The sequence below is a fragment of the Chryseobacterium piscicola genome (assembly GCF_900156685.1).
GTDB classification, from domain to species: domain Bacteria; phylum Bacteroidota; class Bacteroidia; order Flavobacteriales; family Weeksellaceae; genus Chryseobacterium; species Chryseobacterium piscicola.
On the sequence record NZ_FTOJ01000015.1, the window covers coordinates 1 to 21877 of the forward strand.

Annotated in this window: 14 protein-coding genes and 1 CRISPR repeat array; of the genes, 10 read left to right on the top strand and 4 right to left on the bottom strand. The window is 33.8% G+C overall.

Annotated elements, in window-relative coordinates; all coding sequences use genetic code 11:
• The first annotated feature begins 206 nt into the window (after positions 1–206).
• Positions 207–2333: a type IA DNA topoisomerase gene (locus BW939_RS15260; RefSeq protein ID WP_076452876.1), complete on the top strand. Its 2127-nt coding sequence runs from the start codon at positions 207–209 to the stop codon at positions 2331–2333.
• Positions 2334–2395: 62 nt separating this feature from the next.
• Here the strand turns inward: BW939_RS15260 and BW939_RS15265 are convergent, their stop codons facing one another.
• From BW939_RS15265 to BW939_RS15275, 3 genes are all read right to left on the bottom strand, one after another.
• The gene (locus BW939_RS15265; protein ID WP_076452877.1) at positions 2396–3217 is read right to left on the bottom strand and encodes a ferritin-like domain-containing protein; all 822 of its coding nucleotides are present in this window, start codon (positions 3215–3217) and stop codon (positions 2396–2398) included.
• Between the two features lie 37 nt (positions 3218–3254).
• Entirely contained in the window at positions 3255–3956 is a 702-nt protein-coding gene (locus tag BW939_RS15270; RefSeq protein ID WP_076452878.1) for a ferritin-like domain-containing protein, read from the bottom strand.
• A 79-nt stretch (positions 3957–4035) separates the two neighbouring features.
• Positions 4036–4605, bottom strand: coding sequence for a fasciclin domain-containing protein (locus BW939_RS15275; RefSeq protein ID WP_076452879.1), 570 nt, complete (start codon positions 4603–4605; stop codon positions 4036–4038).
• A gap of 242 nt (positions 4606–4847) precedes the next feature.
• Between BW939_RS15275 and BW939_RS15280 the strand changes: the two genes are divergently transcribed.
• A complete protein-coding gene (locus BW939_RS15280; protein WP_228417262.1) occupies positions 4848–5426 on the top strand; it encodes an RNA polymerase sigma factor in 579 nt (192 codons plus the stop codon).
• A gap of 1 nt (position 5427) precedes the next feature.
• Positions 5428–6252 (top strand): anti-sigma factor, encoded by an 825-nt coding sequence (locus tag BW939_RS15285; RefSeq protein WP_076452881.1) that lies wholly within the window; start codon positions 5428–5430, stop codon positions 6250–6252.
• On the opposite strand, the gene BW939_RS15290 is transcribed toward BW939_RS15285, so the two are convergent.
• Positions 6249–6623, bottom strand: a complete 375-nt coding sequence (locus BW939_RS15290; protein ID WP_076452882.1) for a DUF1304 domain-containing protein — start codon at positions 6621–6623, stop codon at positions 6249–6251. The two genes, BW939_RS15285 and BW939_RS15290, sit on opposite strands and share 4 nt — an antisense overlap.
• A 622-nt stretch (positions 6624–7245) precedes the next feature.
• Here BW939_RS15290 and cas9 point away from each other — a divergent pair.
• From cas9 to BW939_RS15330, 7 genes are all read left to right on the top strand, one after another.
• Entirely contained in the window at positions 7246–11493 is a 4248-nt protein-coding gene (gene cas9, locus BW939_RS15295; protein WP_076452883.1) for a type II CRISPR RNA-guided endonuclease Cas9, read from the top strand.
• A gap of 7 nt (positions 11494–11500) precedes the next feature.
• Complete coding sequence (cas1, locus tag BW939_RS15300) at positions 11501–12394, top strand: type II CRISPR-associated endonuclease Cas1 (RefSeq protein WP_076452884.1); 894 nt, start codon at positions 11501–11503, stop codon at positions 12392–12394.
• A 51-nt stretch (positions 12395–12445) separates the two neighbouring features.
• Positions 12446–12784 carry a CRISPR-associated endonuclease Cas2 gene (gene cas2, locus BW939_RS15305; protein WP_028123846.1) on the top strand — a complete coding sequence of 113 codons (339 nt, stop codon included), beginning with the start codon at positions 12446–12448 and terminating at the stop codon, positions 12782–12784.
• Positions 12785–12841: 57 nt separating this feature from the next.
• Positions 12842–16428: direct repeats of the CRISPR family, unit length 47 nt; unit sequence GTTGTTGTGTATCCCAAAGATACTTAAAAATGAAAGCAATTCACAAC.
• Positions 16429–16484: 56 nt separating this feature from the next.
• On the top strand, positions 16485–16754 hold the full coding sequence (locus tag BW939_RS15310) for a DUF1294 domain-containing protein (RefSeq protein WP_076452885.1): 270 nt from the start codon (positions 16485–16487) through the stop codon (positions 16752–16754).
• 172 nt (positions 16755–16926) lie between these two features.
• A complete protein-coding gene (locus BW939_RS15315) occupies positions 16927–17454 on the top strand; it encodes a type 1 glutamine amidotransferase domain-containing protein (protein ID WP_076452886.1) in 528 nt (175 codons plus the stop codon).
• Between the two features lie 396 nt (positions 17455–17850).
• The gene (typA, locus tag BW939_RS15320; protein WP_076452887.1) at positions 17851–19656 is read left to right on the top strand and encodes a translational GTPase TypA; all 1806 of its coding nucleotides are present in this window, start codon (positions 17851–17853) and stop codon (positions 19654–19656) included.
• A 451-nt stretch (positions 19657–20107) separates the two neighbouring features.
• Complete coding sequence (locus BW939_RS15330) at positions 20108–21754, top strand: glycoside hydrolase family 10-like protein (protein WP_076452889.1); 1647 nt, start codon at positions 20108–20110, stop codon at positions 21752–21754.
• Positions 21755–21877: the final 123 nt, after the last annotated feature.

The following is a 21877-nucleotide window of genomic DNA, read 5'->3' on the forward strand; positions in this document are numbered from 1 at the left end:
TTACCCCACAGCAAGGGTTGGAGCGCATGGGTTTTGGCGGTGGAGAGTTTTGGAGCGAGGAGTAGAAGCGGATAGCAGGAAATAGCTCCTTAAAAGAAATATTTTAGGTGTTATTTGTTTAGAATTACTTTTAGAAAAAACTCTACTTGCAATTTTTTTTTAGACTTTTATTTGTCGATTTTTGCACTTCGTAATTTGATTTTTAAATGAAACTTTGTATCGCAGAAAAACCGAGTGTAGCAAGAGATATAGCTAAAGTTTTAGGAGCTACAATGCCTAAGCAAGGTTATATGGAGGGAAATGGATACTGCGTTACCTGGACTTTTGGACATCTTTGTACTCTGAAAGAACCACACGATTATGGACAAGAGCTTAAATCTTGGAATCTTATATTTTTGCCTATTATTCCTAAGAATTTTGGAATTAAACTTATACCCAACAAAGGAGTTGAGAATCAGTTCAGGGTGATTGAAAGATTAGTAAGTGAATGTGATGAAGTGATTAATTGTGGTGATGCTGGGCAAGAAGGAGAGCTTATTCAAAGGTGGGTACTTCAAAAAGCAAAATGTAACAAACCGATCAAGCGTTTGTGGATTTCTTCATTAACAGAAGAATCTATAAAAGAAGGTTTTGAAAATCTAAAGCCTGCCGAGGATTATAAAAATCTTTATCTTGCTGGAAATGCGAGAGCTATAGGTGATTGGCTTTTGGGAATAAATGCAACGCGTCTTTTCACGAAAAAGTTTGGAGGAAACAAAGGAGTGCTTTCTATTGGGCGAGTACAAACTCCTACTTTGGCAATGCTGGTGCAAAGACAGAAAGAAATTGATAGTTTCAGCACTGAAGAATATTGGGAACTGAAAACGAAATATAGAGATGTGATTTTTAATGCAGCGATAGACCGATTGAAAACTCTTGATCGCGCAGAAAAAGGTCTCTCTTATCTCAAAGAAAATCTTTTTGAGATTGTTTCTTTCGAAATTAAGGAAGGTAAAGAGAAAAATTTAAGACTTTTTGATTTAACAGGACTTCAGGTGGAAGCTAATAAAAAGTATGGTTATTCTGCTGAGAATACATTGAATTATATTCAGAGTCTTTATGAAAAGAAGCATGTGACTTATCCTCGTGTGGATACTACTTATTTATCAGAAAGTTTATATCCGAAAATTGAGGGTATATTGAGAAGTTTGACTTTTTATCAGGATCTTATTTTGCCATTATTGCAACAGCCAATTCCGAAAAGCAAAGCTGTTTTTGATGATGCTAAAGTAACAGATCACCACGCTATTATCCCAACAGAGATTTCGCCTTCGCAAAATTTAAGCAAAGAAGAGAAATTGATTTATGATTTGATTGCCAAAAGATTTATTTCTGTTTTTTATCCGGAATGTAAAATATCTAATACTCTGGTAGAAGCTAGAGTGGGCACAATACCTTTTAAAACAAATGGGAAACAAATTTTGGAGCCTGGTTGGCGAGCAGTTTATGCAAAAGAACCAAAAGACAAAGAAGATTCTACGGATAAAGAAAAAAGTGCTGAGGAAGAACAATTAATTCCAGAATTTCTTGCTGGAGAATCTGGTCCCCATGATCCCTACATTCATCAGGGAAAGACATCACCTCCCAAATATTTTACAGAAGCAACATTGCTGAGAGCCATGGAAACTGCAGGTAAGCAAATTGATGATGATGAACTTCGTGAGATGCTAAAGAATAATGGTATTGGTAGACCATCTACAAGAGCGAATATCATCGAAACTTTATTTAAGCGTAAATATATTGAGAAAAAAAGGAAAAACCTTATTGCAACCCAAACAGGAATTCAATTGATTGATACTATTGAGGATGAAGTTTTGAAAAGTCCCGAGCTTACAGGAGAATGGGAATTTAAACTCAGAAAAATAGAAAGTGGAGAGTACGATGCTAATACCTTTAAAGAAGAACTCATTACAATGGTTACCGAGCTTACAAAAAAAGTAAAAGATGGAAAAGGTAAATCGTTTACTTTTGAAGATGAAAAGCCTAAAGAGGAAAAAAAGACGGTATCAGCCGCCAAAAAAGAGATTAAAGAGTGGGATATGCTAAAATGCCCAAAATGCAAGCAAAACCATTTGATGAAGGGTAAAACTGCTGTCGGCTGTTCTGATTTTAAGAACTGTGGATTTAAGGTTTTATTTGAAATATACGGTAAGAAATTAACAGAAAAGCAACTAATGGATTTGGTTGTAAAAGGAAAAACTTCAAAACTAAAAGGTTTCAGTTCTCATCCTAAAAATATTCAAGAAGGGGTGATTTCTCTCTCAGAAAATGATTACAGTGTGAATCTTGCATAAAAAAAACAGTAAGCATGGTATATGCTTACTGTATTAAAAACTAAAATATTAAACAGAGAAAACTAATCAATAAATAGTGCTGCAATAGCTTGAGCTTGGGATCCTGTTAAAATCTCATCATAAGCAGCAGATCCTGCTTCGGGACCAAATGCTGTGGCAGTATTGAATCCTGCTTGCATTGTTACTTGCTCGCCTGCATAAACTGGGTCTGTAGCTGCTGGCATGTTTCCACCATTATTTAGCTCAATCCACCCTTTGTTCATTCTCATTCTTCTTACTTGTGAAGCATGTCTAGCTTCTACAGAGTGTATTTGTAACGCTGCTTGTAAAATAGCTTTGTTGCCCATTACATTTCCTGCCTGGCCTTTATAAGCTCTCACTCCAGTATCTTCAAATGCCTGAGCAAGAATTAAAAATTGCTGATAATTTGTAAAAGGTGTAAATGCTCCATTCGCTGTAAAGTCAAAAAGAGGTTTAGTTCCAGGAGTTGCTCCGAGCGAAGTAAGTGCTGCTTTCAAGAATGCAACGTGAGCAGTTTCATGCTTGGCAATTTGTTGAAAAACTACACGGTCAGCTGTAGGAATTAGTCCTGCTGTAGCCAATCCTTCAGCATAGTATTGATCTTCAAGATATTCTAAAACCAAAGCCAATTGTAAGGCATCTGTTAAAGCATCTTTTTTGAAGGCTACACTTTCTGTGGTATCAGCTTTTTTTGTTTCTGCTTTTGCATTTCCCGAAAGGAAAGCTCCTAAACCTAGAGGAATTGCAGCTGCGGCTGTTTTTTTTCCGAAAGATGACAGTTGGCTCAAATTTTCATTTCTAGAAAATGATTTGGTATATAAAGCGTCATCTGATAATGTATCAAGTATTTTAAGAATATTCATAATGTTTGATTTTGCGGTTAATTTTGATGATTTTTTTTTATCCTATACCTCTTTCTTTCCAGGTAAATGGAGTTTTGAAGAATCCGCCAGCTGCGGCTACAACGTCTTTTGGTTCTTTTGCTACATCCAGACCGTTGGCATCAATTACATCATCACCCGAAAACGCTGCTGTACCAGGGTTGATTAAATCTCTAATTGCACTTGCGTGTCTTGCTTCTACAGAAACAATCTTTCCAGCCAGCACAAGATAATCAGGATTAGTAATATACTTGCCTGCAGCATTATAAGCTGCTACTCCTGTATCTTCTAATGCTTTTGCAGTAGCCAATACAGATGCTCTGTCACTGAAATTCACATTAGGATATTGAAATTCAAGCTTTGGCAGAACTTGGCTTGTAACCCCAGATAAAGCAGCCTTGAAAAAATCTCTGTGAATAACTTCGTGATGATAAAGATCTGTAAGCACTGCTTTTTCCACAGTAGATGCTCCTGTATAGAAACTGTTGACTACTTTAGTGTAAAAATCTGCCTCTAGCTGTTCTAATGCATAAGCATAGTTTAAAACACCTACATCTCCTGTACCTAAATCGAAAATATTAGGATTAGCATCCTCAAACTCATCGTTACAACCTACTAGTGCAAGACCCGCCACCAAGGCACCTACACCACTCATTTTTAAGAAACTTCTTCTTCCGGAGTCCAAATTGGTTTTGCCGGAAACAGTAATTGTTTTTTTCATAATATTAATAATTTAATGGGTTCTATTTTTAAGTAAAACCTGCATCAAAATCAAGAAATGATGCAGGTAAAACACTAAACTAAGGCATTAATACTGTGTCGATAACATGTATCACACCATTTGATTGATTTACGTCTGCGATTGTAACTTTTGCTTTATTACCTTTTACGTCGCTTACATATAAGTCTTTTCCTTTCGTCCAGAATGTAAGAGCTTCTCCTTGTACAGTTTTCATTTCTGCTTTACCGCCTCCAGCTTTCACTGCTGCCCAAACTTGCTTTCCAGAATATTTACCTGGTAAAACATGGTAAGTAAGCACACCTTGAAGCATAGATTTATTTTCTGGTTTCAGTAAATTATCTACAGCAGACTTTGGAAGTTTTGCAAACGCTGCATTAGTAGGTGCAAAAACTGTGAAAGGACCTTCACCTTGCAAAGTTTCTACAAGACCTGCCGCTTTTACAGCTGCTACCAATGTAGTATGGTCTTTAGAATTTACTGCATTTTCTACAATATTTTTAGAAGGATACATGGCAGCGCCTCCTACCATTACTGTTTTTTCTTTCATTGACTGTGCAGCTGCGTTTCCGCTAAATGCAAATGATAATGCTACCATTCCTGCTACTGCGAATTTTGATGTAAAGTTCATTGTTTTAAATTTTTTAATGATTTTAAAATTGAGTTTTGATCTGTTTATTGGGATCTTATAGACATCTACGACAATATGATAATTATCAGTTTTAATTAATTCAAAATATTTTATAACAACTTGATAATCAAGTGTATTTATTTTCATTTTTATTTTTTTTGTGGTATGTGCTTGGGTTGATTTTTATTTTTGACTTTTTTTATCTATAATATCATCCCAATTCTAATCATTTTATCTATAAATTGATTATATTTGAAAAACTTAAAAATCGCATCATCAAAACAAAATACTCTGAAGACGAGATTATCCTCATGATCAGTAGGCATGACGAACGTGGATTTCATTATTTATATGAAAACTATTCGGCTGCCTTATATGGAGTTATTTTAAAAATAGTACAATCGAGAGAAGGAGCCGAAGAAATAATCCAAGATACATTTGTAAAAATCTGGAATTCTATAGGGCAATATGACAAAGTAAAAGGGAGGTTATACACCTGGATGATTAATATTGCCAGAAATACAGCACTCGATTATATAAAATCTAAAAGTTTCCAAAACGATCTAAAAAACCAATCGCTTCCAGATTTCGTATATAACGATACAAATCTTTCTGTATCTGGCGAGCATGATTTTATTGGTTTCAGTAAAATTTTAGATAATTTAGATGCAGATAAGAAAGAACTTATTGATTTGGCTTACTATAAAGGCTACAGTCAATCTGAAATATCAGAAAAACTAGAGATGCCTTTAGGCACAGTGAAAACAAAGATGCGTAATGCGTTGATGAAATTAAAAGATTTGTTAAAAGATTACAGGTAAAGTGAACACTCAGGAATACATATCATCAGGAGTACTTGAGGCATATATTTTAGGCACAGCAAGTCATGAGGAAGCAGGCATTTTAGAATGCGTGATGTCTCATAATGCAGAAGTGCGTGCTGCGTTTGAAGAAACTCAAAAAATACTTGAAGATCTTGCTACAGCTCAAGCAATAAAGCCTGCAGATGACCTGAGAGATAAAATTTGGCTAAAAATTTCGGAAAATAAATTAGACATTACACCTGTCTCAAATCAAGACGAAGAAATAAGAAAGATACCATTACCAGCAGAAATATCAATCTCTAATTCAGAATCTGGAAAATCATTGTGGAGTAAAATTTCTGTTGCTGCTTCTATACTTCTTCTATTAAGTCTTGGAGCAAATCTTTTTTGGATTTCAAAATCTTCTGATAAAGATGTACAGATTGCCGAACTTACAAATCAAAGAACGGATACCGAAAATAAAATCAAAAATATCAACGAAAAGCTAAGTCTTATTTCTAATCCCGACTTACAAAAAATCGTTTTAGCGGGTGTAGCAACACATCCTGATTCAAAGGCTGTTGTCTTTTGGGATAAAAGTAGCAGTAAAGTTTATCTTAATGTACAAAATCTTCCTGAAGCACCTTCAGGAAAACAATATCAACTTTGGGCTATTGCTGATGGCAAACCTGTAAATGCAGGAATGTACAGCAAAGACAAAGATACCAAAATTGCACTGGCAGAAATACCTTCTGCACAAGCATTTGCTATTACTCTCGAAAACGAAGGTGGCAGCGAAGTTCCTACTATGGAAAATATGTATGTGATGGGTGCAACCCTCTAAAAAGATTCTTGAACAAGAACAGCTATAATAGCCAAAATGGCAGGTAACGATTGAACAAAAAATATTTTTTTCGTAGAAGATATTGCTCCAAAAATCCCTGCTATAGTTACACATCCCAAGAAAAATAACGCAATATTATTTTGCCACTTTTCGTCACAGATGAAAAGAGACCAAATGAGACCAGCAGCCAAAAAACCGTTGTACAAACCTTGATTTGCTGCCAAACCTTTCGTGGGTTTAAACATTTCGGGAGGTAAAGCTGCCTTAAATACTTCTTTGCCCTTGGTTTCCCAAGCAAACATTTCCATCCATAAAATATAAATATGTTCCAATGCTACAATTGAAATAAGGATTTTGGGTAGAATTTCCATAATGTTTTTTTGTTTTGGTAAAACTAAAAAAATAAACTTTAGTTTGAACAGCTAAAACTAAAAAGGGAAAGTTTTAAACACATTTAAATAAATTCATAACTATTGCTGACGAAGAATTTTTTTCAGTAATGTCGTTTTTTGAAATTATGCATATAACGAAAAAACACAGTTTAATGACAGGCGGAGATGTTTGTTAAAGAATTTACTTCTTTTCTGAAGGATGTCTTAGGGAATTTTTCATTATTCTAAAAGGTATTGGGCACACTCTGAATTTTCCATTGAGAATTTTCCATTGAGAACTGGAGGATTTAGAATTGCTATAAACGAAAGTATAAACTAGATAACAGCAAAATAAATCGGCAATAAATTATTTCTCCATCAGTAAGGGTGGAGTTTTTTATGATCATTGTATAATGTAACGGAAGATTTTGAAGAAGTCAATAAGACAAAAAGAAAGGCGAGTTGCCCCGCCTTGAATGTTTTCACAACGGAATAATCCTTATTGTGAATTGCTTTCGATTTCAAAGATAGAGATAAATTTTTTTAACCAAAAAAAGGTTACCCGTAAAAAACTTATTTTTTTTCTTATTACATTTATACAATTTCAAAAAACTCAATAATTATGACAAAAAATATTCTTGGATTAGACTTGGGAGTTTCATCAATCGGTTGGGCTTATGTTCAGGAAGATGATAAAAATTCTGCGAATAATAAAATCATCAAGTTAGGAGTTCGTGTAAATCCTTTGACTGTTGATGAACAAATAAATTTCGAAAAAGGAAAACCGATTACAACCAATGCGGGAAGAACTTTAGCAAGAGGAGCAAGAAGAAATCTGCAAAGGTTTAAGTTGAGGAGAGCTAATGTTATTGATGTTTTGACAAAGGGAAATATCTTGAAAGATGGTGATTTGCTTACAGAAGTTGGGAAAAACTCTACGTTTCAAACTCAGGAATTAAGAGCAAAATCTGCGAAAGAAAAAATCGAACTTTCAGATTTTGTGAGGGTTTTACTTTTAATTAATAAAAAAAGAGGCTATAAAAGCAGTAGAAAAGCAAAGAACGAAGATGAAGGACAAATCATTGACGGAATGGCGGTTGCTAAAAAATTATATGAAGAAAGCCTGACTCCAGGAGAATATTCTTACCAACTTTTAATAGAAGGGAAGAAGCAATTGCCAGATTTTTATCGTTCCGATTTGCAAGCCGAATTTGATAAAGTTTGGAAATTTCAAAAGCAATTTTATTCTGAAATCTTAATTGATAAACTTTATAAAGAATTACAAGGAAAAAATAAAAATGCGACTTGGGCAATTTTGAAAGAACCGTTTTCTCTTGTTGGAATCAAACAAATGGGAACTATGCAGGAAAAAAAGATTGAAAAATATCTTTGGAGAAGTGAAGCTGCAAAAAAACAATTGGATTTTGAAAGTTTAGCTGTAGTGTTTCAAGAGATTAATAGTAACCTAAATAATTCCAGCGGGTATCTTGGCGCAATCAGTGATAGAAGCAAGGAGCTTTATTTTAACCATCAAACGGTTGGCGAATATCTTTATCAACAACTTAAAGCAAATCCGCATACCAAACTCAAAAATCAAGTTTTCTACAGGCAAGATTATTTGGATGAATTTGAAAAAATATGGGAGACACAAACTCAATATCATTCAGAATTAACCAAGGAATTAAAAGAACAAGTTCGTGATGTCGTGATTTTCTATCAGAGAAAACTCAAATCCCAAAAAGGTTTAATTAGTATTTGCGAATTTGAGAACAGAGAAATTGAAATCATAGAAAACGGAAAAACAAAGAAGAAAACAGTAGGATTAAAGGTTGCTCCTAAATCTTCGCCATTGTTCCAAGAGTTTAAAATTTGGCAAGTTTTAAATAATCTGCAATTTCAAAATTTAGAAACAAAAGAAATTTTCCCAATCGATTTAGACTTCAAACAATCAATTTTTGATGAAGTTAATGTCAAAGGAAGACTTTCTGCAAAAGAGGTTTTAGATATTGTAGGTTATTCCGGTAAAGAATGGAAAACTAATTTTAAAGATATTGAAGGCAATAATACCAATGAAAATTTATACACTGCTTTTTTGAAAATTATTGCTAATGAAGAAAAAGAATTCCCAAAAGAGTTTAAGTTAACTATTGAAGACGATATTAAAGTTACTAAGATTCATTCTTCTGCAAGTAAAATAAAAGAATTTGTAAAAGAGAATTTTTCGTCATTAGGAATAAATACATCAATATTAGATTTTAATCCAGAATTTGACGGAAAAGATTTTGAGAAGCAAAGTTCCTATCAGCTTTGGCATTTATTGTATTCTTACGAAGGCGATGATTCTGCTTCTGGTAATGAAAAATTATATGAGCTTCTGGAGAAGAAATTTAGCTTTAAAAAAGAACATTCCAAAATATTGGCAGAAATTGGTTTCTCTCCAGATTATGGAAGCTTGAGTTCTAAGGCGATGCGAAAGATTATTACTCATTTAAAAGCAGGATTTTCATATGGAGGAAGAAAAGATAAACCTGAAGAACCAAGCGCTTGCGAATTTGCAGGATATAAAAGTCATTCTAAAAATTCATTGACTAAAGAACAATTAGCAAATAGAATTTTAAAAGAAAAACTAGAAATTCTTCCAAAAAATTCTTTGCGAAATCCTGTGGTTGAAAAGATTTTGAATCAAATGATAAATGTGGTCAATGAAGTATCCAAAGAATACGGAAGACCAGACGAAATAAGAATTGAGCTAGCAAGAGAACTGAAAAAAAATGCAGAGGAGCGTGCAAATATGACTTCTGAAATTGGCAAAGCAACCTTGCTTCATCAAAAATATGCAGAAATATTACAGAAAGAATATGGGATAAAAGTACCATCAAGAAACGATATTATTCGGTACAAACTGTATTTGGAGCTGGCAAATAACGGTTTTAAAGATTTATACACAGGTCAAAAAATAGAAAAGGAAAACATTTTTACCGACAAATATGATATTGACCATATTATCCCGCAATCTCGATTTTTTGATGACAGTTTTTCAAATAAAGTTTTGGTACCGAGAGGTGCAAATCTTAAAAAAGGAAACGCAACTGCATTTGATTATTTGGAAATGGAAGGGAAAGATCAACTGGAAAAATTCCTCAACACCATCAAAGATTTGTTTGATAAAAGTTTGATTTCTAAAGCTAAATTTGAAAAACTTCAGAAAAAGGGAAGTGAAATTGGAGATGGTTTTATACAAAGAGATTTACGAGATACGCAATATATCGCTAAAAAAGCAAAAGAGATTCTTTTCGAAATTACCAATTCTGTGGTTTCTACATCAGGAAGAATCACAGATAAATTACGTGAGGATTGGAATCTCGTCAACACAATGAAAGAACTTAATCTCGATAAATACAAGAAATTAGGTTTAACGGAAACGGTAATTAATTCTAAAGGAGAAGAAAAAGAAAGAATTACGGATTGGAGTAAAAGAAATGATCATCGCCATCACGCAATGGACGCTTTGACAGTAGCTTTTACGACGCATAATCATATACAATATTTGAATCATTTGAATGCTAGAAAAGATGAAAAGCATAATCAGCATATCATTATTTCAAACATTGAAAATCTCATAACAAAAGTCTTTGAAAAGAAAAAAGGTTCATCAAAAAGAAAGTTTATTGAACCGATTCATAATTTTAGAATTGAAGCCAAAAAGCATTTAGATGAAATATTGATTTCTCACAAAACGAAAAATAAGGTTGTTACCAAAAATATCAATAAAGCCAAGAAAAAGGGTGGAGTAGTGTCTAAAGTTGTACTTACACCGAGAGGTCAACTTCATAAAGAAACTATTTATGGAAGCTCGAAATTTCTTAAAACTAAAGAAGAAAAAGTATCAGTTAAGTTTGATTTGGAAACCATTAACAAAGTTCAGAATGAGAAATTTAGAATTGCTTTATTAGAAAGATTAAAAGAATTTAATGGAGATTCTAAAAAAGCATTTACAGGAAAAAATGTGTTGGCGAAAAATCCGATTTATTTGAATGATGAAAAGACAGAAAATGTTCCTGAAAGTGTAATTTTAGCTTGGTATGAGATAGGTTACACCATCAGAAAAGCCGTGAATCCAGATAATTTTAAAGATTATAAAAACCTTGAAAAAGTAATTGATAATGGCGTAAAAGAAATCTTAAAAAATCGTCTGGATGCATTTAAGGGTAATGCAAAAGAAGCATTTTCTGATTTAGAAAAAAATCCGATTTGGTTGAATGAATCGAAAGGAATTGCCATAAAAACGGTCACCATAACCGGAATCAGTAATGTTCAAAGTTTGCATAACCAAAAAGACCACTTAGGCAAAGATATTCTTGATGAAAACGGCAATAAATTACCTGTGGACTTTGTAAGTACAGGAAATAATCATCATTTAGCCGTTTATATTAACGAAAATCTAGAGCTTGATGATAATGTAGTGTCGTTATATGAAGCAGTTGAAAGAGTAAATCAAGGTATAGATATAGTTGATAAATCTTATAAGTCTAATGATGGATATCACTTTTTATTTTCTTTGAAACAAAATGAAATGTTCTTGTTTCCTTCTGAAGATTTCAACCCAAAAGAAGTTGATTTGTTTGATGATAAAAACTTAAGTCTGATTTCTAAGAATATGTTTAGGGTTCAAAAGATTTCAAAAGTTGGTTATGGTAATTCTTTCGTAAGGGATTTTGTTTTTAGACACCATTTGGAGACTTCTGTTGAAGAAAAAAAAGAACTTCGAAATATTACCTATGTACAATTGAAGAGTTTAGAAGGTTTAAGAAATGTTGTAAAAGTTAGACTTAATCATATTGGGAAGATAGTTCAAGTTAACGAATACTAAATAATTTATGATCACCCGCTCCATCTACATCGGCAATCCTGCTTATCTCAAACTCAAAGACGAGCAAATGTACATTCTTTGTCCCGAAACCAAAGAAATGAAAGGCAAAGTCCCTGTCGAAGATTTAGGATTGTTGATGTTGGATCACTTCCAGATCACCATTTCGCATCAGCTCATCCAAAAAATGATGGGAAATAATGTGGTGGTTGTAAGTTGTGATGCGCATCATTTGCCACACGGAATTATGCTTCCGCTGTATGGCCATACTGAACATTCAGATAGAATAAAAGACCAGTTAGAGGCCAGTGAACCCCTCAAAAAACAACTATGGAAACAGACCGTTGAATGTAAAATTGAAAATCAAAAAGAAGTTTTAACACGTTTGGGAAATTATTACGAACCGATGATTGATTATCAAAATAATGTAAAAAGTGGCGACATCACCAATATGGAAGGCATCGCCGCACAACATTATTGGAAGTATCTCATCAGTTTAGATTTTCTCAGACAACGTTTCGGCGATTCACCCAATCAGTTCTTCAATTTCGGATATGCTGTTCTCAGAAGTATTGTGGCACGGGCTATTGTGGAAACCGGACTGCTTCCCGTTCTCGGGATCTTCCATAAAAATAAATACAATCCTTACTGTCTCGCTGATGATTTGATGGAGCCCTATCGTCCTTTTGTAGATTTATTAGTAATGGATTGGCTGGCAAAGAACCCGAACGTTGAGGAACTTACAAAAGAATTCAAATCACACATCCTGCAAATAGCAACCAAAGATGTATTGATAGACACGAAAACAAGACCATTGTTGGTGGCGGTAAAAACAACTGCTTCTTCACTTTATAAATGCTATACAGGAGAAAAAAGGTTGATTTCTTATCCTGAATTCAAATAAATGGATAGTATGGATATTGTACTTTTTACATCGTACATAATACAATAAAAAATGAATGCCGAAAGGTTTAATGCTTACAGAATTATGTGGGTTTTAGTATTATATGACTTGCCGACAGAAACTAAAACCAATATGCGGGATGCCAATAAATTCCGCAAAGGTTTGCTGGATGATGGTTTTACGCTTTTTCAGTTTTCAATGTATGTTCGCCACTGTCCGAGCCGAGAAAATGCAGAAGTTCACATTAAAAGGGTAAAGTTTATGCTTCCAAAAGCGGGTAAGGTTGCCATAATGTGTATTACCGACAAACAGTTTGGTGACATTGAAATTTTCTTTGCCAGAAACAAAGAAGAACCCCCACCAACCTTCCAGCAGCTAGAATTGTTCTAAATTTTGAATCCTAAAAACAAAAATAATCTACTGATTTTCAGTAGATTATTTTTTGAGGTTGTTGTGTATCCCAAAGATACTTAAAAATGAAAGCAATTCACAACTTTCACCGGGTTATCCTTATCAAAAATGAAGTTGTTGTGTATCCCAAAGATACTTAAAAATGAAAGCAATTCACAACTTTGGCTGCTTTCGTTGTGAATTCTGCAAAGTTGTTGTGTATCCCAAAGATACTTAAAAATGAAAGCAATTCACAACTAACGGGGCTACTTTCCAAGGCTTATAAATGTTGTTGTGTATCCCAAAGATACTTAAAAATGAAAGCAATTCACAACAAAAATATACTTTTCATTTGTTAAAATATTGTTGTTGTGTATCCCAAAGATACTTAAAAATGAAAGCAATTCACAACCACGGGACAAATGATCCTTGGAGTAATTTGGTTGTTGTGTATCCCAAAGATACTTAAAAATGAAAGCAATTCACAACCTGTAACCTGTTTTGATTTTTACTTGCCCGGTTGTTGTGTATCCCAAAGATACTTAAAAATGAAAGCAATTCACAACGCATCTATGGATGTTATTTCTTCCATGGCAGTTGTTGTGTATCCCAAAGATACTTAAAAATGAAAGCAATTCACAACTTTTTAAAATAAATCAAAAATACTTTGAAAGTTGTTGTGTATCCCAAAGATACTTAAAAATGAAAGCAATTCACAACGTCAGTGATTCAGTTGCTGGAGCCTACAAAGTTGTTGTGTATCCCAAAGATACTTAAAAATGAAAGCAATTCACAACACAGGGGGCAAATAATTGATTCTTTGGCGAGTTGTTGTGTATCCCAAAGATACTTAAAAATGAAAGCAATTCACAACAAGCAATGACAATAGAAAATTATCTATCACGTTGTTGTGTATCCCAAAGATACTTAAAAATGAAAGCAATTCACAACCAAACGTAGCAGAGCTAAGAGACGGAGATGGTTGTTGTGTATCCCAAAGATACTTAAAAATGAAAGCAATTCACAACGGTGTGGTTAGCGTTAATACAAACACGTCAGTTGTTGTGTATCCCAAAGATACTTAAAAATGAAAGCAATTCACAACCCATTGGTTAAATATTATGAATTGGCAAGAGTTGTTGTGTATCCCAAAGATACTTAAAAATGAAAGCAATTCACAACCGTAACTCTCTATTAAAAGAGTTGGCAGCTGTTGTTGTGTATCCCAAAGATACTTAAAAATGAAAGCAATTCACAACGGATCAATATTTTGTCGAAAACAAGACTAAGTTGTTGTGTATCCCAAAGATACTTAAAAATGAAAGCAATTCACAACGTTTTCATGGTTTCATCCTCGGCTAAGGTCGTTGTTGTGTATCCCAAAGATACTTAAAAATGAAAGCAATTCACAACGGAGTCCTATTTCAACAAAAAACAATTGGAGTTGTTGTGTATCCCAAAGATACTTAAAAATGAAAGCAATTCACAACGGAGACAAGAAAATTTCGGTTGCGGAATTAGTTGTTGTGTATCCCAAAGATACTTAAAAATGAAAGCAATTCACAACACCGTCTAATGTGTAGAGGTCTGCCATTTCGTTGTTGTGTATCCCAAAGATACTTAAAAATGAAAGCAATTCACAACTAATGAAGATTGCTCCAGCAAATTTAGATGGTTGTTGTGTATCCCAAAGATACTTAAAAATGAAAGCAATTCACAACTGGTACAAACGATTCTGTAATTGATGGTTTGTTGTTGTGTATCCCAAAGATACTTAAAAATGAAAGCAATTCACAACTATGGTGAAGGTGTAAGATACACCGCAAAGTTGTTGTGTATCCCAAAGATACTTAAAAATGAAAGCAATTCACAACTTGAGCCTGCCGTTAAAAAAATGGTTGATGGTTGTTGTGTATCCCAAAGATACTTAAAAATGAAAGCAATTCACAACTAATGGGGAAAATATGTTTTTTATATCCGAGTTGTTGTGTATCCCAAAGATACTTAAAAATGAAAGCAATTCACAACTACCACATCATAATTTCCTGTTGCGCCTCCGTTGTTGTGTATCCCAAAGATACTTAAAAATGAAAGCAATTCACAACTAAACGGTGCTGCTTTCTCCAAAAGACCGAGTTGTTGTGTATCCCAAAGATACTTAAAAATGAAAGCAATTCACAACTGCATTTAATGGTGCGATTGGCTTATTTGCGTTGTTGTGTATCCCAAAGATACTTAAAAATGAAAGCAATTCACAACTAAACAGGGGCTGGGAAAGCTTGGCTTTAGTTGTTGTGTATCCCAAAGATACTTAAAAATGAAAGCAATTCACAACTAAATTTCATGTGTTTTTATTAATATCATTGTTGTTGTGTATCCCAAAGATACTTAAAAATGAAAGCAATTCACAACCAGCTTTAGCAAGTGCCGCAGTAAGTGCCGGTTGTTGTGTATCCCAAAGATACTTAAAAATGAAAGCAATTCACAACAAGAATTTGAAAACGGTAATGTTTCATCTTGTTGTTGTGTATCCCAAAGATACTTAAAAATGAAAGCAATTCACAACGGAGACAAGAAAATTTCGGTTGCGGAATTAGTTGTTGTGTATCCCAAAGATACTTAAAAATGAAAGCAATTCACAACAGGAAATAAAAAGTGCAGACCAGTTAGAATGTTGTTGTGTATCCCAAAGATACTTAAAAATGAAAGCAATTCACAACAGGAAACATCTATCGGTGCTCTTCGGAATAGTTGTTGTGTATCCCAAAGATACTTAAAAATGAAAGCAATTCACAACAGGAAACATCTATCGGTGCTCTTCGGAATAGTTGTTGTGTATCCCAAAGATACTTAAAAATGAAAGCAATTCACAACAGGAAACATCTATCGGTGCTCTTCGGAATAGTTGTTGTGTATCCCAAAGATACTTAAAAATGAAAGCAATTCACAACAAAAAAGTTTTATGGCTAGAACAGTAGTAAGTTGTTGTGTATCCCAAAAATACTTAAAAATGAAAGCAATTCACAACTTAGAATGTTTAAATTTGTTAGAACTGTTTGTTGTTGTGTATCCCAAAGATACTTAAAAATGAAAGCAATTCACAACTCGTAATAAGCAACAGTTTTTCTCACTTCTGTTGTTGTGTATCCCAAAGATACTTAAAAATGAAAGCAATTCACAACCCTGCAGACTAAACGGAGTATTCGCAGCTAGTTGTTGTGTATCCCAAAGATACTTAAAAATGAAAGCAATTCACAACCGTTTCCGTAGGATCATCCATATTAATAGAGTTGTTGTGTATCCCAAAGATACTTAAAAATGAAAGCAATTCACAACTCAGGAGGTGTATGATCATCACCACATACAGTTGTTGTGTATCCCAAAGATACTTAAAAATGAAAGCAATTCACAACTCTCTGTCGTTCTTGTCTTTGATTGTAAGTGTTGTTGTGTATCCCAAAGATACTTAAAAATGAAAGCAATTCACAACGCTTCAATATGAAAAGAAAGAGCACGATTAGTTGTTGTGTATCCCAAAGATACTTAAAAATGAAAGCAATTCACAACTACTGAAAGACCATATAAAGAAAGATTGATGTTGTTGTGTATCCCAAAGATACTTAAAAATGAAAGCAATTCACAACACAAATTGTAATCACCAATTTAAAAAAATCAAAACATATTTATTTACTTTTGCCCTATGTTTTATTTCATTTTATTATTAAACTTCATAACATTCTCAGCGTATACAATTGATAAATGGTATGCTATAAAACATAAAAAAAGAATATCAGAAGCTATCTTGCTTATTTTCTCATTTTTTGGTGGCACAATCGGGGCTGTTTTAAGTATGATTATTTTCAATCATAAGATAGCAAAGAAAAGTTTTTTGCTAAAGTTGAGTCTGGTTGTATTGTTGCAGATATTCATTGCAGGGATAATATATTGGCTACAAAGTGGTAGACTATAAATTTGGAGAAAATCATATATCGTGCAAATTAATTCTAAAGTCAATATTTTTATCAAAATAAATATAGCCTTTATCTGGTTTTAAGTATTTTAACATTTTTTTAAATACATAATCGCTCTTCATGGCACTGTATTTTCTTAGTTTGAAGAATTAACACCAAAAAATATTAATTATGTCTAAGAAAATTGCCATTTTGGCTACTCATGGTTTTGAAGAAAGTGAATTAAGCTCTCCCAAAGAATATATAGAACAACATGGATGGGTGGCACACATCGTAAGCCCAAAAAGCGGAACAATTAAAGCATGGGCAGAAAAAGAGTGGGGGAAAGAATATGCAGTAGATAAAACTCTAGATGAGGTTTCAGCATCGGATTACGATGCACTAGTTTTGCCAGGTGGTGTTATTAATCCAGACCTGCTAAGAACCAATGAATCGGCTTTAGGTTTGGTGAAAGAATTTTTCAAGCAAAAAAAAATAGTAGCAGCAATCTGTCATGGACCACAAATTCTAATCAATGCCGAAGTGGTTGCAGGTAAAAATATTACCTCAGTAAATTCTATTAGTATTGACCTCAAAAATGCTGGCGCTGATTGGGAAGACCGTGAAGTAGTAGTTCATCAAAATCTTATTACAAGCCGTACACCCAAAGACCTTCCTGTTTTTAATGCTAAGTTGATTGAGGAGATGGAAAAAAGATAAGCAAGTTGTCTGAAATAAATGAGCATCAGTTTTTTGTGGAGAAAAAAACATATACCAAAACCAAATACATCACATCAAAACTTTATTTAGAAAAATGAAGGTTTATTGAAAGAATGTTAATTGTCCTACAAATAATTTGTATTTTTTTTTTGAAAAGATATTTTTTAATTAATTATTAATATTAAATATAAACTAATTAAAATTTTAGATCCAATAGCGATCTGAGGCAACTGTTACAAAGGAAATTTTAAAAAGTATATCAAATGATACAATATCTATTTGCTTACTATTATCTATTTTCAACTAAACTTACTCATTATGAATTTGTTAAATATCATAAGTATTTTATTATATATTGATAAAAAAACACTATTTTTGCACCCGTAAAAATCTTATATGCAAAACATTAGAAATATTGCGATTATCGCACACGTTGACCACGGTAAGACTACTTTGGTTGACAAGATCATCCACGCTACCAATATTTTCAGAGAAAATCAGGAGAGTGGAGAATTAATTATGGATAACAATGATCTTGAAAGAGAAAGAGGGATCACTATTTTATCTAAGAATATTTCTGTTACTTATAAAGACACTAAAATTAACGTAATCGATACACCCGGTCACGCCGATTTCGGTGGTGAAGTAGAGAGAGTATTGAAAATGGCAGATGGAGTAATCTTGTTGGTGGATGCATTCGAAGGACCAATGCCTCAAACAAGATTCGTATTGCAGAAGGCTTTAGAATTAGGTCTTAGACCTTTGGTTGTTATCAACAAAGTAGACAAGCCAAACTGTCGTCCAGAAGAAGTTCATGATCAGGTATTTGATTTGTTCTTCAACCTTGAAGCTACTGAAGAGCAATTGGATTTCCCAACGTTCTATGGTTCATCAAAGCAAGGTTGGTTCAATACTTCATTAGAAGAAACTGAAAACATTTTCCCATTACTAGACGGAATTTTACAATATGTTCCTGAGCCTAAAGTAGAGGAAGGTAACTTGCAAATGCAAATTGTTTCTCTAGATTTCTCTTCTTTCTTAGGAAGAATTGCAATCGGAAAAGTAATCAGAGGTGAGATTAAAGAATCTCAGTGGATTGGTCTTGCGCAAGCTGACGGTAAAGTTTTAAAAGGAAAAGTAAAAGAATTATACGTTTTCGAAGGTCTTGGAAAGAAAAAAGTAACTGAAGTAAAAGCTGGAGATATTTGTGCTGTTGTAGGTTTCGATGCTTTCCAGATTGGAGATTCTTTCGTAGATCTAGAAAATCCAGAACCATTGCCAAGAACATCAATTGATGAGCCTACGTTAAACATGACGTTCTCTATCAACAATTCACCTTTCTTCGGTAAAGACGGTAAATTTGTTACTTCAAACCACCTGAAAGAAAGATTAACTAAAGAATTAGAGAAAAACTTAGCATTAAGAGTTGAGCAAACTGGTGATGCAAATACATTCTTGGTGTTCGGTAGAGGTATTCTTCACTTGTCAGTGTTAATTGAAACAATGAGAAGAGAAGGGTATGAGATGACGATCGGCCAGCCACAAGTTATCCTTAGAGAAATCGACGGAGAAAAATGTGAGCCTTACGAATCATTGGTAGTAGACGTTCCTGAAGAGTATGCTTCTAGAGTAATCGATTTGGCGACTCAAAGAAAAGGTGATCTTCACATCATGGAAACTAAAGGTGAAATGCAGCACTTAGAATTCGAAATTCCTTCAAGAGGTTTAATCGGATTGCGTTCTCAAATGTTGACCGCTACTGCTGGTGAAGCTATCATGGCACACCGTTTCACAGAATACAAACCTTTCAAAGGTGCTATTCCTGGAAGAAGTAATGGTGTTTTGATTTCTAAAACGCAAGGTCCAGCTACAGAATATTCTATCGCTAAACTACAAGATAGAGGTAAGTTCTATGTTGATCCGGGCGAGGAGATCTATGCTGGTATGGTAATCGGTGAGCAGAATAAGCCAGGCGATTTGGTAGTAAACATCGTTGAAGCTAAACAGCTGAATAACATGAGAGCTTCAGGTAAAGATAAAGATACAGGTGTTGCTCCAAAAATATTATTCTCTCTAGAAGAATGTATGGAGTACATCCAAGCTGATGAAGCGATTGAGGTTACTCCAAACTTCATCCGTATGAGAAAGAAAATACTTTCTGAAGAAGAAAGAAAAAGAATCGAAAGAGGAGCGAAAGCTTAATCTGAAATTCAAAAATATAACTAAGCCTCGATTTTTCGAGGCTTTTTTTGCTTTAAATTTTAAATACCCACTTTATAATCAATCATTTCTTATTTCAGTAATCTTTATCACCACTTCAAACTTTTTTTATCGGATATATTACAAATTTTGCAAGTGTTGGTGGGCAGTTTCGAATTTACTTTTGGGTATTTTAACAATTGTTTTAAACATTTTATTTATTTTTAAAAACGATATAAAACTGATTAACAAATCTAAATATCAAAAAAAACTCAATGAACAAATAAAAACATTTAAGAAGTTTAAATTGCTCACTTCTCCCTATTTTACAAAAATTCATATTATTTCTGATTTTTTTTTATTTAATTTAAATTTTGCGGAGTGAGATTTCCAAAATTATCTTTATATCATTAGTTTTGTCTTTTTACAACTCAGAATTTTTTTTTAAATCCTTATGAAAATCTCTACAATAAAATTAATCACTATATTAAGTTTCTTTGCCTCATTCAGCACTTCATGTGCCGTAAAAAGTGTTTCAGAAAAAAAAGCACCTCGTAAATCCACAAAACTCACTGATAATATTTCGAAAAAATCAGATTCTCTCGTTTTATCTGTTCCTAAGAAATCCCTGCAAGAAGATTTTAAAGTGAATCTTCCGGAAATCAATCGAGAATTCCGTGGTGTTTGGATAGCGAGTGTGGCAAACATCAACTGGCCTTCAAGAAATAACCTCTCAGTAGATCAGCAAAAATCGGAAGCAATCAATATGCTCAATATGCTGCAAGAAAATAATTTTAATGCAGTTGTTTTCCAGGCTCGCCCATCTGCAGACGCTTTGTACACAAGTGAATTGGAGCCATGGTCATATTTTTTGACAGGAAAAACTGGTGAACCACCATTCCCAAACTATGATCCTCTTCAATTTTGGATCGAAGAATCCCATAAACGCGGAATGGAACTTCATGTCTGGCTAAATCCATACAGAGCACACCATTCCAACGGAGGTGCGGTTACTTCGCAATCTATGGCAAACAAACTTTCTGATATTACCATTAAATTAAAAAACGGAATGTATTGGCTTGATCCTGCAAATCCCAGAACGCAAGGGCACGTTTCTAATGTCGTTAAAGATTTGGTTAAAAGATATGATCTAGACGCCATACATTTTGATGACTATTTTTATCCATACGCAACCTACAACAAAGGAGCAGATTTTCCTGATAATGAAAGTTGGAGTGCTTATCAAAGTGCCGGTGGTGTGCTTTCTAGAGCCGATTGGAGAAGAGAGAATGTCAATCAATTCGTAGAAAGAATCTATAAAGAAATCCATGCCGAGAAAAACCATGTGAAATTCGGAATCAGCCCTTTCGGAATTTGGAAACCCGGTTATCCCGAAGGAATTGTAGGCTCTTCTCAATATGACGAATTATTTGCAGATGCAAAGTTATGGTTAAATAAAGGTTGGGTAGATTATTTTTCGCCTCAATTATATTGGCCAATCAATTCAAAAGGACAAGGTTTCGTATCTTTATTAAATTGGTGGAAATCTGAAAACACAATGGGTCGTCATCTATGGCCAGGATTAAATACGGTGGAAGTAAAAGTTTCAGATCGTTCAGAAGAAATTAAAAATCAAGTAGAATTATCAAGACAAATTTTAAAAAATAATGCGGGAGAAGTGCATTGGAGTATAGCTGGATTAACCAAAAACTCAAATATGCTTTCAACTCTAAAATCAGGACCATATAAAGAAAAAGCTTTAACGCCGAAAAGCCCTTGGATAAAAACGATTCCTGTAGAAAAACCAACATTATTCATCAAAGACAACGGAACTTCTATTCAAGCAAGTTGGAGTTCGAAAAAAAGCGCAAATATTTTCCAATGGGTACTTTTTACACAGTACAACAGCGTTTGGGAAATAGAAATTCTCACTTTAGATAACGTCTCAAAACAAATAAATAAAATTAAAGATGGTAAAATTTTAAATGCAGTAGCCATAAAAGCAATTGACCGTTTAGGAAACGAAAGCGATTATCAAGCAAAAAAAATCGATAACCTATCATCTCCTTTCCCACCTCCGACCTCAAAAAATGACAACTGATCACCGCAGGAATTTGCATTTTTTTTAAGAGCCGGGAACCCGCTGTCCGCTGTATCTTTTGCTCTTCGTTCCTCATCACAAAAGGATGCCGCTACCATCGGGGCTATAAAGAAGATTTAATCC